The organism is Alcanivorax sp. HI0044 (assembly GCF_001634945.1).
In genome coordinates this window covers 15852-30850 of record NZ_LWEZ01001681.1, presented here as the reverse complement: position 1 = coordinate 30850, position 14999 = coordinate 15852, and the positions used below count along the sequence as shown (strand labels likewise).

Genomic DNA, 14999 nt, shown 5'->3' with positions numbered 1-14999 from the left:
GCAGACAGCGACACAAGCTGGCGCATCAGCAGCACTGCCGCCGTGGATACTCTGGCTCGTACAGGCCTGGCCTGCATGGCCGGTGCAGCGGCGCTACCCGCCACCCTGAACGCCGCCCGGCAGCGTGAAGAACGGCAACTGGCAGACTTCTACCGCCCCTTCCTGGCGGCCGGCGATCCCAATGCGTTCTTCACCCCGCCCGCCGCGCAGGTGGAGATCAAACGCAGCCCGGTCTCCAGCTACCACTTTCAGCCCGAGGATGGCGACGCCCACACCCTGCATTTTGCGTCGCCATTCACACCGAAAAATCCGGCCCTGAAAGATCGCTACCTGAATCACACCCGCAACGGCACCGCCTGGGCGCAACACTGGCGCCACCACGACGGCCCGCGCCCCACCCTGGTGATGATTCACGGATTCGTGGCCGACCCGTACTGGCTCAATACCCGCTGGCTGGCGCTGCCCTGGTTCTACAAGCAGGGCTTCGATGTGTTGCTTTACACCCTGCCTTTCCATGGCCGCCGCAAGAGCCGTTTCGCTCCGTTCAGCGGCGCCGAATTTTTCAGCCAGGGCATGGCTGCACTGAACGAAACCTTTGCCCACGCCATTCATGACCTGCGCCTGTTCATGCGGATGCTGCGCGAGCAAGGCTCACCCGCCATCGGCGCCACCGGCATTTCCCTGGGCGGTTACACCACCGGCCTGCTGGCGGCACTGGAAAAGGACCTGGCCTTTGCCATTCCCAATGTACCGCTGGTGAGCGTGATCGATTTGATGAAAAGCTGGTTCCCGATCAACCAGCAGGTGAAGCTGCTGAATCAGGTCTACGACACCAACACCGCCGGCCTTCGCGAAATTACCGCCCTGCATTCGCCGTTAACCTGGCCCTGCCAGGTACCACAAAGCGGGCGCATGATCATCGGTGGTGCCGGCGATCGCTTCGCGCCGCCCAAGCACAGCCACCTGCTGCGCCAACACTGGAATAATTGCGATGTGCACTGGTTCCCGGGCAACCACCTGCTGCACCTGGATCAGGGGCTATACCTGAAAGCCATGCGGGACTTTATGAAAGGCGCGCTGGCGGAACAAAAGGTGAAATTGAACGCGTAGGCGCCCCCCCCCCTGTAGGCGCTCCCTTCCAGGGGGCGAACCGTGCGTAGCACGGAATCGACCGAAGGGCGATAAGGCATTTCCGTGCTCGACAGGCCTCAAAAGAAAAGCCTCCCTCCGGTCGGCTCGCTGCGCGAGGTTCGTCCCCTGGAAGGGAACTCCTACAGCGGCTTCCTAGTGGGACTGATCAGCCTTCCTGCTTGTCGGCCCTGAACAGCGACGCCGTACCCGCACCACAGGAAACCACCGTTTTCATCATGCTCTCCACCCCGATTTCCGGATGCAACTCCACCAGAGACGCATCCAGATGGTAGATAAATCCGCTGGTAGGATTGGGGCCGGTGGGCACAAAAACGGTGACATGGCCATCCGCGTGGCGAGACGTGACCAGTGCGGTCACCGACACGTCCGTCTCCCTGCCATACAGCCAGACCCGTGCCACTTCACCACGGCTGAACGGGCTGTCCGCACTGCTGCCCATCAGCTGGGCAATCACTTCACGCACCGTGGTGTAACCGGGAAGACGTGTCATTACATGCTCTTCCCACTGCTGCCAGGCCCAGCTTCCCAGTCGCGTGGCGACCAGCGTGCCCACCAGAAAACACAGCACCAGCACCGCCAGCACCGACAACCAGTCCGCCACAAACTTGGGCAACCCGAAGGCGCTGATAAACACCGACGTAAACGGCGAAATCAGCTCGGTGACCGTCTGATAAATCCATTTAAAGAAGAACACGATAATGGAAATGGGCAGCAGAATGGTCAGCCCACCCAGCAGCGACTTGCGGATAAAGAACCAGATACGACTGGAACCTGTCATCGGTTTTCCCCTAAAGAATTAAAATGACGCAACACGCTAAAAAACCGGTGTTTTATACATGTTGCGTGGAGCATGTCGCGTGCCGCATCACTCATACCAGATGCGGTTGATAAACAGACAACGCTCTCCGGCCGGGGTTCGTACCTCCACCTCGTCATCCACCTGTTTCTTGAGCAAGGCCCGTGCCAGCGGCGCGTCGATGCTGATATAGCCTCTTGCCGCATCGGTTTCATCCGGCCCCACCAGCCGGTAGATTTCGGTCTCACCGGCGTCGTTTTCCAGTTCCACCCAGGCGCCAAAAAATACCCGGCTCTGGTCATCCGGCACCCGATCCACCACCGTCATGTCATCCAGGCGCTTGCTGAGAAAGCGCACACGCCGGTCAATTTCACGCAGCTGTTTCTTGCCGTAGATGTATTCCGCGTTCTCCGAGCGATCTCCCTGGGCCGCCGCCTCCTGCACCGCCTGGGTAACCACCGGACGCTTTTCCTTCCACAGATACTGCAGCTCATCGTTGAGCTTATGGTAGCCCTCCAAGGTAATGTACTTGGAGGCGGGAGTGCCCTTTGGTCGCCAGCGGCCCATGGGTTATACCTCGAAGATCCGGTGCAGCTCGCGCAGCCCCTTGAACTCCAGCGTATTGCCCGTGGGGTCCTGAACGAAAAAGGTGCCCTGCTCTGCCGGCTGCCCCACAAACCGCTCGCGGGGTTTAAGCAGAAACGGCCAGTCGTGCTCGTAAATTCGCTCCACCAGCATTTCCCAGGTGGCAAAATCCAGCACCACACCAAAATGCGGCATGGGCACCGGGTGGCCATCCACCTCACTGTAGCCCTGGATCGGCGTCAGATCTTCGCCTTTATGCAAAGAGAGCTGATGACCATGCAGGTCGATATCGATCCAGTTGGGCGCATCACGGCCTCGGCGCGCACCCAGCACCCGACAATAAAAGTCGGCGGCGTCTTCCAGGTCGTTTACCAAAAAGGCCAGATGAAAGGCCGGTTGTTTTTCCATCGTCTACCGCTCTTGCTAAACTCTCGTGAATCGGTCTGATGCAGACCGCGCTGCACGTTATGTTGCTGCCCCAACCCGGGCCAATTGCGAGTACCGAGTTTCGAGTTGCGAAAGGCAAACCCCGTTTGCGCGAATCCAGGTTTTCGCAACTCGAAACTCGGTACTCGAAACGTCTTTACTGGGTGTCCTGCCAGCTAACAGCAAGACGCATCCGCATCAGGCGCGCCCATATTACTAGAGGAACCCTGCGCATGTCTGTCACCCGAGCCCCCTGGCCTGCCACGCGTATGCGCCGCATGCGCCGCGATGATTTTTCCCGCCGGCTGATGCGCGAACATACCCTCACCGTGGACGATCTGATCTACCCGGTATTTGTGCTGGAAGGCAGCAACCAGACCGAAGCTGTGCCCTCCATGCCCGGAGTGGAACGCAAGAGTATCGACTTGCTGGTGGAAGAAACCCGCGAACTGGCGGAGCTGGGCGTCCCGGCCATGGCGCTGTTCCCGGTCACTCCGGCCGAGGTAAAGACCCTGGATGGCCGCGAAGCCTGGAACCCGGAAGGGCTTGCACAACGTGCGGTACGGGCCATCAAGGCGGCCGTGCCGGAAATGGGCGTGATCACCGATGGCGCACTGGACCCGTTCACCACTCACGGCCAGGACGGCATCATCGACGACAACGGCTATGTACTCAACGATGTCACCGTGGATGCCCTGGTCAAACAGGCCCTCTCCCACGCCGACGCCGGCGCTGACATGGTGGCCCCCTCCGACATGATGGACGGCCGCATCGGCGCCATCCGGGAAGCGCTGGAAAATCACGGCCATATCCACACCCGCATCATGGCCTACTCCGCCAAATACGCCAGCGCCTACTACGGTCCGTTCCGCGATGCCGTCGGCTCCGCAGGCAACCTGGGCAAGGCGGACAAGACCACCTACCAGATGGACCCGGCCAACGCCGACGAAGCCCTCCACGAAATCGCCCTGGACCTGGCGGAAGGTGCCGACGTGGTGATGGTGAAACCGGGCATGCCCTATCTGGATGTGGTGCGCCGGGTAAAAGACGAATTCAAGGTGCCGGTGTACGCCTACCAGGTGAGTGGCGAGTACGCTATGCACATGGCCGCCTTCCAGAATGGCTGGCTGGACCAGGACAAGGTGATGATGGAATCCCTGCTGGCCTTCAAGCGGGCCGGGGCCGACGGCATCCTGACCTACTTCGCCAAAGCGGCAGCGCAGAAACTGAAAGGCTAAGCGCCTGCTCATAAACTGACCAGCCGGGCAGACGCTATTGGCCTGCCCGGCCAATGCCATTTTCTTTCGTCCCATTACACTCCCCCGCGCTTTTGCTGATTCTGTTCTTATATTGGATCTCTGGCCCGAGGAGTGATTATTATGCGTACCCTGATGCTGGTACTGGGTCTTGCTGTGTCTGCCGTGGCCATCGCCGATGCCCGCGCACCCACCGCAGAAGAAATGGAACAACTGGATATCGTGCAGCAATCCTGGATTTTTCAGGGCTGAAGAAAGCCGATAAGCAGACACAAAAAAACCGGCGCAAGCGCCGGTTTTTTTATTTTCACGCTCTGATCAGAAGCGGTAGCGAGCATCGGCGGTCACCGTGCGGGTTTCACCGTAGCCACAGTCATACACTTGGGGACCCAACTGACCGCGGCACCAGGAGACGTATTCCTTGTCTGTCAGGTTGCGCACGTTGAGGCTGAAGTCCCAGTCACTGACAGCGTAACCGAGCATCGCGTCATACAGCGTGACAGAGGGAACCTTCGGGTTGGCCCCCACACCATCTGCATCGCCGGCATAATCAAAGCCCACATTGTCGCCCACATAACGCACACCGGCACCAAAGCGCAGACCATTTTCCAGTTCGTACTTACCCCAGGCAGAGGCCAGACGGTCGGCAAGGTACGGCAGACGCTCACCAGATTGGTCATCCACCACACGTTGGTCGGTGTAACTGGCCAGCAGCTCAAGATTCCCCAAGCGCTTCTTCACTTCCAGTTCCCAGCCCTCGGATTTAGCGCCGACCTGGTCAACGGTGTTGGGGCTGCTTCCCTGCACCACACGGTTGGTTTCTTCAATGTAGAAATAGGCTGCAGTGACAGAAAGATCACCCGAGTCGTTGAGGTATTTGAAACCGGCCTCTTGCTGCTCGCCAGTGGTGGCTGCAAGGCTGCTGCCATCGTTAGTCCCCAGATTCGGCACAAAGGCCTCGGAGTAACTCACATAGGGAGAGAGGCCAAAATCGAACTGGTACATCAAGCCAAGACGGCCGGTGGTTTCGCTGTCATCACTTTCATTGTTGTTATCGTTAACCACATAGACCTTGTTGGTGGACTCGTCGTGGCGCAGGGCGCCGGATACCACCACATTACCAATCTCCATATGGTCAATCAGGTACACGCCAGTTTGACGAATGGCGTTGTCATTGCGGTCCTCAGGTGTCAGTGCACTATAATCCACGTTGCCGTACACCGGATCATAGAGGTTGATTGGCGAGCCCAGGGTGGATTCATAGTTACCTTCCTCCCAGAGCGCATCCTGGTAATCCACCCCAATCGCGAGAGTGTGGTAAGTGCCGGCAAAACCGAAGTTACCTTCCATGCGAGCATCAAAGTTGCTGATGCTCGTTTCCCGGTCCGCCATATGGATGGTCCGATTCGTTGTCCCATCACTGGCAACCCCGGCTCCGATAGCCGCCCAGTGTTCGCGGGTTTCGGTCTCAGAACTGGAATGGCGGGCGGTCAGTGCCATGTTCCAATGGTCATTCAGGCGTTGATCTACAAACAGGGTCGCTTCATTCAGCCTGCGATCATAACGATCCCAACTTGGCTCCCCCACAAAGGTGTTAACCGGAATACCCCCTTTGACGCCCGGCAATAGCGTCCCCTCTGCGGGCAGGAACTGGGCAGAGATCCCGCCATTGTTCTCCTGGGTATTGATGAGCAGGGAGATGGTTGTGTTGTCCGTGGGCAGCCAGGTAAAGGAAGGCGCAAACAGGAAACCATTATCATCCACGTGATCAACCTGGGTGCCACTCTCCCGTTTCTGCGCTACCATCCGGTACAGCAACCTGCCATCTTCTGACATGGGGCCAGTGATGTCTGCCGCCAACTGCTTTCGGTCATAGGAGCCCACCTGGGCCCAGATCTCGCCCTGTTGCCGGGCCTTTGGCAGCTTGGAGACAGTATTCACAATACCCCCCAACTCCGCCTGTCCATACAAAACAGAAGACGGTCCTTTCAGGACTTCCACCTGCTCCAGTGCATAAATGTTCGGACGCACGCTGTTGTAACTGCCGTACAGGGAACGCAGCCCATCCTTGTAGAAAGAAGCGTCGAGACCGCGCACTTTCACAAAGTCACCACGGGTATCAAACCCGAACGCACCAGAATAAACACCGGAAGAATAGACCAGGGCATCCTGAATATTCTTGGCCCCGGTATCCTTGATGAATTCTTCATTCACTACGGTAATGGAGTACGGAGTCTTCTCTACCGCCACATCCAGCTTTCCAGCTGTCGCCGCTTTTCCCTCGGTAATATAGCCGTCACCCTCCTGGACATCGGCATTCACCTCCACCGCAGGAATCACATTGGCTTCAGAGGTTTCTTCAGCCTGTACAGCCAGAGGGATCAGTGAAAGCAGGCACGCTCCCACCAGCGGCGCGCCCCAAATCGCGCGGTATTGACAAACCATCGGCAAACTCCAAATATAAAGCGAACAATAATGATTCGCATTATATTTACATATACCCATTCAAGGAAGAGCCGGCGCTCCCACCCACGCCCCTCGCCGATGAATAGCGTTCAGCCCCGCTATTTGCGCCCGCCCGGATCAGGCGTACTGTGAAGGTATTCGGAATTCTTCGCCCCCTGTCATCACCGTGTCACATTAATGTCATGGAATAAGGGCCCATCTTCAAAGGTTCCGGTCAGGACGACACCATGAATTCTTTCTCCAGTGAACAGGGCGTCAGCGAACACGGCGTCACCGACCTCAACAACGACGACCTCAACAACCCGGATTACTACCTGAACCGGGAGCTCAGCCTGCTGCAGTTCAACCTGCGCGTCCTTGAGCAGGCCATGGACGAGAATCATCCCTTGATGGAGCGGCTGAATTTCCTGCTGATTTTTTCCAGCAACATGGACGAGTTCTTCGAAATTCGCGTGGCTGGCCTGAAGAACAAACTGGAAACCCATACCGGCCAGCCCGGCCCCGATGGCATGCTGCCCGATGAGCTTCTGAAAGCGATCAGTGCCATTACCCACGAAGCCGTGGATCGCCAGTACCGCATCCTCAACGACGTCTTGCTCCCCGCCCTGCGTGAAGAAGGGGTGGATTTTCTTCGCCGCGAAGACTGGACCGAAGCCCAGGCTGAATGGGTCAAAAAATATTTTCGTGAGCAGATTTACCCGGTGCTCACGCCCATCGCACTGGACCCGTCACACCCGTTCCCGCGCCTGATCAACAAGAGCCTGAATTTCATTGTGCCCCTGGACGGCAAGGATGCCTTCGGGCGCTCCACGGGCCTGGCCATTGTGCCCGCCCCTCGCTCCCTGCCCCGCCTGATTCGTATTCCCGATGACATCAGCGAGGGTGGCGACGACAACTTCGTGTTCCTGTCGTCCATGATCCATGCCCACGTATCCGACCTGTTCCCGGGCATGAAGGCCACCGGCTGCTACCAGTTCCGGGTAACCCGCAACGCCGATATGGAAGTGGACGAAGAAGTCGAAGACTTGGCCAGCGCCCTGAAAGGCCAGCTGTTATCTCGTCGTTACGGGGATGAAGTGCGCCTGGAAGTGGCCGACAACTGCCCGCGCCACCTGATGCATTATCTGCTGGAACAGTTCGAACTCACCGAGGAAGACCTGTACGAAGTGAACGGCCCGGTAAACCTGGCGCGCATGTTTACCAGCGTGAATCGCCCGCGCCTGCACTACCCGCCCTTTACCCCCAAGCTGGCGCCGGCGGTGAAAAAAAATGAAACCATTTTTGACGCCATCGACCAGGGTGACATCCTGCTGCACCACCCCTACGAATCGTTCCAGCCGGTCATCAACCTGCTGGCCGAAGCCGCGCGGGATCCGAAGGTGCTGGCCATCAAGCAGACCCTGTACCGCACCGGCACCAAGTCGGAAATCCTAGACCACCTGGAAACGGCCGCACGCAATGGCAAGGAAGTCACCGCCATCGTGGAGCTGCGCGCTCGCTTCGATGAAGAGTCCAACATCGAAGGCGCTCGCCGCCTGCAGGAAGCCGGCGCCATCGTGGTGTACGGCGTGGTGGGCTACAAGACCCACGCAAAAATGCTGCTGGTGGTGCGCCGTGACGGTGATGGCATCAAACGTTATGTGCACTTGGGGACGGGTAATTACCACACCAAGACCACCAAGCTGTACACCGATTACGGCCTGATGACCTGTGAAAAAAGCATGGGCCAGGACGTGCACAAGATCTTTCAGGAACTGACCGGCATGGGCAAGGCGGCACGGCTCAAGCAGCTGAAGCATTCGCCGTTCACCTTGCACCCTTCTGTTATCGAGTGGATCGAGTTTGAAACGGAACAGGCACTGGCCGGCAAACCGGCGCGCATTATTGCCAAGTTCAACTCACTGACCGAAGAAAACATCATGCAGGCCCTGTATCGGGCCAGCCAGGCGGGCGTAGAAATTGATCTGATCGTACGCGGCATCTGCTGCCTGAAACCCGGCATCCCCGGATTGTCGGAAAACATCCGCGTACGCTCCATTATCGGCCGCTTTCTGGAGCACACCCGCATCTACCATTTCCACCATGGCGGTGACGACCTGGTGTATTGCTCCAGTGCCGACTGGATGGACCGCAACCTGTTCAACCGGGTGGAAACCTGTTTCCCGGTGAATGATCCGGCACTCAAGGCACAGATTCTGGAACAGGGCCTGCATATCTATCTGCGCGACAACACCCGCGCCTGGGAACTGCAATCCGATGGCAGTTACCAGCGGGCGCAACCACAAGACGGGGAAGAGCGTTTTATTGCTCAACAGGACCTGCTGGATACGCTGGGAGGGTAAGACGACTTCTAGCGTCTAGCGTCTAGCTTTCAAGAGGGTGCCCCGCCCGAAGCGGGACCCCCTCTTGAATAGCTGTTTTATTCTCACGCCAATACAAGCTGGTAGCCTGCCGCCTGGAAGTAGTCGTGTTCCTGCTCCAGGTCCGCCTGGGTGAGCGGGTGCTCCTCCAGCCAACCCGACGGGAAAGTGATGGCAAGCCGTTCATCACGAGCTTGTAAACGAATCTCCGGGACATCTTCATCGCTGCGTGCATGGTGCAAACGCACCGCCAAACGCAACACAAGACACAACCGCAACAATCCGGTCTGCTCATCGTCCGGCAATTCCGCCAGCGCCGCCAACGGCACCTTGCGACGGTGACCACGCACCATCAGCGCCACCATCTGCTGTTCCTGACGGGAAAAACCCGGCAGGTCGGAATTGGTCACCAGATAAGCGCCATGCTTGTGGAACTGACTGTGCGACACCGCCAGCCCGACCTCGTGGAGCAGCCCTCCCCAGCGCAGCGTGTCGGCCGCCTCATTACCTTCAATCTGCCAATCACTGGCCACCTGCCCATACAGCGCCTGCGCCGTGGCGCAGACCCGTTCGGCCTGGCTGCTTTCCACATGGTGACGGTTCATCAGCGCCTGAATACTGCGGTCACGCACATCCTCGTGGCCGAAACGCCCCAGCAGGTCATACAGCAACCCTTCCCGCAGCGCGCCACTGGAGACATCCATCTGCTGGATGTCCAGCTGCTCGAAAATGCCGTACAGAATGGCCAGCCCGGAAGCGAAAATCGGCTGGCGGTCTTCACGCAAGCCTTTCAGATCCAGCTTGTCCACGGCACCCGCCTTGATCACCCGCTTACGGGCTTTTTTCATGCCCTCCATGGTGATACCGAATTCCGACCAACCGTTGTCCACACAGACCTGACTGATCGCCTTGATCGTGCCGGAGGCGCCCACCGCCTGCTGCCAGCCCAGGCGCCGGTAATTGGCATGAATCGACAGCACCTCCTGGCGTGCCGCCGTCACCGCCCGGTCAAAGGCTTTTTCGGTGATCTCGCCATTGGGGAAAAAGCGCTGGGCAAAGCTGACACAGCCCATATGCAGCGATTCGGTTTCCGTGGATTCAAATCGCTCCCCGATGATCAGCTCGGTGGAGCCGCCCCCGATATCCACCACCAGCCGCTGCCCCGCGTCGTCCGCCAGGGTGTGGGCGACCCCCAGATAAATCAGGCGCGCTTCCTCACGGCCAGCCACCACTTCGATATCGTGACCCAAAACCGCTTCGGCGCGGCGGATAAACTCGCGGGCATTGCGAGCCTGGCGCAGGGTATTGGTCCCCACCACCCGCACGCTACCGCGGGGAATCCCCGCAATGCGCTGGGCAAACCGGCCCAGGCACTCCAGCGCCCGCTCCTGGGTATCCGCGTCCAGCCGGTTTTCCCGGTCCAGACCCGCCCCCAGTTGCACCTTTTCAGACAGCCCGTCGAGGATCTGTACTTCCCCCTGCGCCTGGCGGGCTACCACCATATGAAAACTGTTCGACCCCAAATCAATGGCCGCCAGATGTTCGCCATGCTCCATAGTCACTCCTTCCTTTGGGCCGATTCTATCCAAAAATCATGGCGTTACGATGTCATAGGCAGCAACTACAGCGATAATTAACTGCCTCGCTTGAAATTCATCACCCGCAACCTGATATTATTCCCCATCGCAGAGGCCTGTTGGCAACCGTCCTGGGTCTCTGAAACCTTTATATCAGGAGAATTCAATGAGCGGCGAGATTATCAACGTGACCGACGCGGACTTCGAAGCCCAGGTCATCAACGCAGACGGCCCCGTGCTGGTCGATTACTGGGCTCCGTGGTGTGGCCCCTGCAAAATGGTCGCGCCGATCCTTGAGCAACTGGCCGGCGAGTACGGTGACAAGCTGACCATTGCCAAAATCAACATTGATGACAACCCGGAAACGCCCAAGAAGTACGGTGTGCGTGGCATCCCCACCCTGACCGTATTCAAGAACGGCAACGTGGAAGCCACCAAAGTGGGCGCTCTGTCCAAGAGCCAGCTGACCGCATTCCTGGACAGCACCCTCTAAGAAAGCCGACACGCCCCAACCCTCCCCCTCAGGGGAGGGTTTTCCTGCTTGCAGCGTGTTACATGTTGCGTGTTGCATGCGGGTCCCCACAGTGATAGATTCCAGAACCAGCTTTAATAAAGCACCCCCTTTAGTTAGTCCTCGGAACCTCTGGTTACCTATTTTCCTTATGGCCCTCTTTTGGCTTGTCGGGCCAGATTCCGAATAAACCGGATTATCAAAACAACTGCAGCACCGCGGTGGTGCATCCTCTCAATTCATCCAAAGACACCAAATTAGACGCCAATGAATCTTTCTGAACTGAAGCAGAAGCCGATTGGAGAACTTCTGGACATTGCCAAGGAACTCGGCCTCGAGAACCTGGCAAGAACCCGCAAGCAAGACGTTATCTTTTCCATCCTCAAGCGCGCCGCCAAAAATGGCTCCGACATTTACGGCGATGGCGTGCTGGAAATTCTGCAGGATGGTTTCGGTTTCCTTCGTTCCGCTGAAGGCTCTTACCTGGCCGGCCCGGACGACATCTACGTCTCTCCCAGCCAGATCCGTCGCTTCAACCTGCGTACCGGTGACACTATCGCCGGGAAAATCCGGCCCCCCAAGGATGGCGAGCGCTACTTCGCCATGCTCAAGGTCAACGAAATCAACTTTGACCGCCCGGAAAACGCCAAGAACAAGATCCTGTTTGAAAACCTGACGCCGCTGTTCCCCACCGAGCGTCTGGTCATGGAGATCGGTAACGGCTCCACCGAAGACATCACCACCCGGGTGATTGATCTGGTCGCTCCCATCGGCAAAGGCCAGCGCGGCCTGATCGTGGCCCCGCCGAAAGCCGGTAAGACCATGCTGCTGCAGAACATCGCCCAGTCCATCGCCCGCAACAATCCCGAAACCCACATGATCGTGCTGCTGATCGACGAGCGCCCGGAAGAGGTGACCGAGATGTCCCGTACCGTGCGCGGCGAAGTGGTCGCCTCCACCTTCGACGAGCCGCCGGCCCGCCACGTGCAAGTGGCCGAGATGGTGATCGAGAAAGCCAAGCGACTGGTCGAGCACAAGCAGGACGTGGTCATCCTGCTGGACTCCATCACCCGTCTGGCGCGCGCCTACAACACCGTGCAGCCCAGCTCCGGCAAGGTACTCACCGGTGGTGTGGACGCCCACGCCCTGGAAAAACCCAAGCGTTTCTTCGGTGCCGCGCGGAACATCGAGGAAGGCGGCAGCCTGACCATCCTCGCCACCGCCCTGGTCGACACCGGCTCCAAGATGGACGAAGTGATCTACGAGGAATTCAAGGGCACCGGCAACATGGAACTGCATCTGGACCGCAAGGTAGCAGAGAAGCGCGTATTCCCGGCCATGAATATCCGCAAATCCGGCACCCGTCGTGAAGAGCGCCTGGTGAGTGAAGACGAGCTGCAAAAGATGTGGATTCTGCGCAAGGTCCTGCACCCCATGGACGAGATCGGCGCCATGGAATTCCTCATCGACCGCATGAAGCAGACCAAGACCAACCTGGAATTCTTCGATTCCATGAAGCGCAAGTAAGCAAGAGACGCTTCACGCTGCCTGCTTCAGGCAACACGCAAAAACCCCGCTTCGGCGGGGTTTTGTCGTTTGAGAGTGGGAGAACCCTGGTGAAGGTCGCTTCGCAGCAAGCGCGCCGCTATTTTCGCTCGTAGACCACGAAGGAATAATCGTAAGGGTTTGGCCCTTGCGCGGCGAAATCTTCGCGGCCGATTTCTTGCCACTCGGAGGCCTCGTATTCAGGGAAAAATGTATCCCCGTCTACCTCGGCATGCACTTCTGTGAGGTAGAGTCGCTGGGTCTGCGGTAACGCCAATGCATAGATTTCGGCCCCCCCCATGATCACCGCTTCTTCCTGCCCTTCGATGAATGCCACATTCTCCGCCATGGTGATGGCGTCCTCCACGGTGGCCACCACCTTGGCGCCCTCGGCCTGATAATCCGGCTGGCGGGTAATCACGATATTGGTGCGCCCGGGCAGCGGCCCCTTTAGTGACTCCCAGGTCTTGCGGCCCATGATCACCGGCTTGCCGAACGTAACCTGCTTGAAGTACTTGAGGTCATTGGGCAAATACCAGGGCAGCTTGTTATCCCGGCCGATGACATTATTGCTGGCCTTGGCGACCATCATGGAAAGACGAATGGGCATGAAAAAACCTACGCTAGAGGCCGGGCGCCTGACGCCGGACAAAGACTCTCTCGCATCGTGCGTCCGGCTTCGGGCATCAGGCGTTAGATTGCCACCGGCGCCTTGATGTGCGCGGCGGGTTCGTAATTGCTGACGGTGAAATCGTCAAAGGTGAACGCGAACAGATCCTTCACCGCCGGATTCAGCGTCATTGTCGGCAGCGGGCCGGGCGTGCGGGCCAGCTGGGTGTCGGCCTGCTCCAGATGATTGGAGTACAGGTGCGCATCGCCCAGGGTATGCACGAAATCGCCCGGCTGCAGATCACACACCTGCGCCATCATCAGCGTCAGCAGGGCATAGGAGGCAATATTGAACGGCACCCCCAGAAAGATATCGCCGCTGCGCTGATACAGCTGACAGCTGAGCTTGCCGTCGGCCACATAGAACTGAAACAGGCAGTGGCACGGCGGCAGCGCCTGCTTGCCCGCCGCCGCATTGGCATCCGGCGAGATGGACGGGTCCGGCAATACCGCCGGGTTCCAGGCGCTGACCACCAGGCGCCGGGAGTCCGGGTTGCGCTTGATTTCCTCCAGCACCTCGCCGATCTGGTCAATCACCCCGCCGTCCGGGGTTTTCCAGCTACGCCACTGCTCACCATACACCGGGCCCAGCTCGCCCTCAGGGGTCGCCCAGCCATCCCAGATGGATACCCCATTTTCTTTCAGGTAACGGATATTGGTGTCACCGGACAGGAACCACAGCAGCTCATGAATAATCGAGCGCAGGTGCAGCTTCTTGGTGGTGAGCATGGGAAAACCCTGGCTCAGGTCGTAGCGCATCTGATAGCCAAACACCGCATAGGTACCGGTACCGGTACGGTCTTCCTTGTAGGTGCCGTTCTCGCGGACGTGACGAAGCAGATCAAGATATTGCTTCATGACTTCACTCCTCGCTCATCGTTTCGATACGCCCAAACCAGCATGGCAATACCGAGAATAATCATCGGAATGCTCAGCAACATGCCCATAGTCAACCAGCCGCCAGCCAGATAACCAATGTGGGCGTCCGGCTCCCGGAAGAATTCCACAAAGGTGCGCGCGCAGCCATAACCGATACCGAACAGGGCGGTCACCGCCCCCGCCGGGCGAGGCTTGGCCGAATACACCCACAACACCAGAAACAGCACCACACCCTCCAGCAGCATTTCGTAAAGCTGGGAAGGATGCCGCGCAATCTGCAGCGGATCAGTGGGGAACACCATGGCCCAGGGGGCATCACTGGCGCGGCCCCACAGCTCGGCATTCATGAAATTGCCAAAGCGCCCTGTGGCCAGCCCGATGGGCACCATGGGCACCATGAAGTCCGCCACCTGAAAATACCGTTTGCCGGTTTTGCGGGCGAACAGCCAGAAGGCCACCAGCACCCCGATGGCGCCACCATGAAAACTCATGCCCCCGGTCCACACCGCAAACAGCCACAGCGGGTCGGCCAGGAACTTGTCGAAATTATAGAAGAACACGTAGCCCAGCCGGCCACCGACGATCACGCCCATGGCACCGTAAAACACCAGATCGCCCACCTGATCCCTGGTCCAGCCGGACCCCGGTTGCTTCGCCCGGTACATGCCCAGCAACCAGGCGGCGGCGAAGCCGAACATATACATCAGGCCGTACCAATGCACTTTCAGGGGGCCGATGGCGAATGCCACCGGATCGATCTGCGGGAATTCCATAGGT

The 14999-nt window shown here is 58.6% G+C and carries 14 protein-coding genes; 6 read left to right on the top strand and 8 right to left on the bottom strand.

What is annotated here, in order from left to right:
• Window positions 1–1110: alpha/beta hydrolase (locus A3730_RS32215; RefSeq protein WP_063539246.1), on the top strand; the 1110-nt coding region annotated here is incomplete at its 5' end.
• Between the two features lie 187 nt (window positions 1111–1297).
• Here A3730_RS32215 and A3730_RS25365 read toward each other — a convergent pair.
• The 3 genes from A3730_RS25365 to A3730_RS25355 form a co-directional block, all read right to left on the bottom strand.
• Entirely contained in the window at window positions 1298–1930 is a 633-nt protein-coding gene (locus tag A3730_RS25365) for a DUF502 domain-containing protein (protein WP_063520180.1), read from the bottom strand.
• Between the two features lie 87 nt (window positions 1931–2017).
• Window positions 2018–2515, bottom strand: a complete 498-nt coding sequence (gene greB, locus A3730_RS25360; RefSeq protein ID WP_063520179.1) for a transcription elongation factor GreB — start codon at window positions 2513–2515, stop codon at window positions 2018–2020.
• 3 nt (window positions 2516–2518) lie between these two features.
• Window positions 2519–2941, bottom strand: coding sequence for a VOC family protein (locus A3730_RS25355; RefSeq protein WP_063520178.1), 423 nt, complete (start codon window positions 2939–2941; stop codon window positions 2519–2521).
• 251 nt (window positions 2942–3192) lie between these two features.
• Between A3730_RS25355 and hemB the strand changes: the two genes are divergently transcribed.
• Both hemB and A3730_RS32945 read left to right on the top strand, forming a co-directional pair.
• The gene (hemB, locus tag A3730_RS25350) at window positions 3193–4197 is read left to right on the top strand and encodes a porphobilinogen synthase (protein WP_063520177.1); all 1005 of its coding nucleotides are present in this window, start codon (window positions 3193–3195) and stop codon (window positions 4195–4197) included.
• Window positions 4198–4338: 141 nt separating this feature from the next.
• Window positions 4339–4467: a hypothetical protein gene (locus A3730_RS32945; protein WP_255343071.1), complete on the top strand. Its 129-nt coding sequence runs from the start codon at window positions 4339–4341 to the stop codon at window positions 4465–4467.
• A 66-nt stretch (window positions 4468–4533) separates the two neighbouring features.
• On the opposite strand, the gene A3730_RS25345 is transcribed toward A3730_RS32945, so the two are convergent.
• On the bottom strand, window positions 4534–6660 hold the full coding sequence (locus tag A3730_RS25345) for a TonB-dependent siderophore receptor (protein WP_063539245.1): 2127 nt from the start codon (window positions 6658–6660) through the stop codon (window positions 4534–4536).
• A 248-nt stretch (window positions 6661–6908) separates the two neighbouring features.
• On the opposite strand from A3730_RS25345, the gene ppk1 reads away from it, so the two are divergent.
• The gene (ppk1, locus tag A3730_RS25340) at window positions 6909–9023 is read left to right on the top strand and encodes a polyphosphate kinase 1 (protein ID WP_082872534.1); all 2115 of its coding nucleotides are present in this window, start codon (window positions 6909–6911) and stop codon (window positions 9021–9023) included.
• Window positions 9024–9106: 83 nt separating this feature from the next.
• Here the strand turns inward: ppk1 and ppx are convergent, their stop codons facing one another.
• Window positions 9107–10597 (bottom strand): exopolyphosphatase, encoded by a 1491-nt coding sequence (gene ppx / locus A3730_RS25335; RefSeq protein ID WP_063521224.1) that lies wholly within the window; start codon window positions 10595–10597, stop codon window positions 9107–9109.
• A 187-nt stretch (window positions 10598–10784) separates the two neighbouring features.
• Between ppx and trxA the strand changes: the two genes are divergently transcribed.
• Both trxA and rho read left to right on the top strand, forming a co-directional pair.
• Window positions 10785–11111, top strand: a complete 327-nt coding sequence (gene trxA, locus A3730_RS25330; RefSeq protein ID WP_062817138.1) for a thioredoxin TrxA — start codon at window positions 10785–10787, stop codon at window positions 11109–11111.
• Window positions 11112–11396: 285 nt separating this feature from the next.
• Window positions 11397–12656 (top strand): transcription termination factor Rho, encoded by a 1260-nt coding sequence (rho, locus tag A3730_RS25325; RefSeq protein WP_063521223.1) that lies wholly within the window; start codon window positions 11397–11399, stop codon window positions 12654–12656.
• A gap of 118 nt (window positions 12657–12774) precedes the next feature.
• On the opposite strand, the gene A3730_RS25320 is transcribed toward rho, so the two are convergent.
• From A3730_RS25320 to lgt, 3 genes are all read right to left on the bottom strand, one after another.
• Complete coding sequence (locus A3730_RS25320) at window positions 12775–13284, bottom strand: dihydrofolate reductase (protein ID WP_082872533.1); 510 nt, start codon at window positions 13282–13284, stop codon at window positions 12775–12777.
• A gap of 83 nt (window positions 13285–13367) precedes the next feature.
• Window positions 13368–14201, bottom strand: coding sequence for a thymidylate synthase (locus A3730_RS25315; protein ID WP_063521222.1), 834 nt, complete (start codon window positions 14199–14201; stop codon window positions 13368–13370).
• Complete coding sequence (lgt, locus tag A3730_RS25310) at window positions 14198–14995, bottom strand: prolipoprotein diacylglyceryl transferase (protein ID WP_063521221.1); 798 nt, start codon at window positions 14993–14995, stop codon at window positions 14198–14200. Before lgt ends, A3730_RS25315 begins: the two co-directional genes overlap by 4 nt.
• Between the last annotated feature and the right edge of the window lie 4 nt (window positions 14996–14999).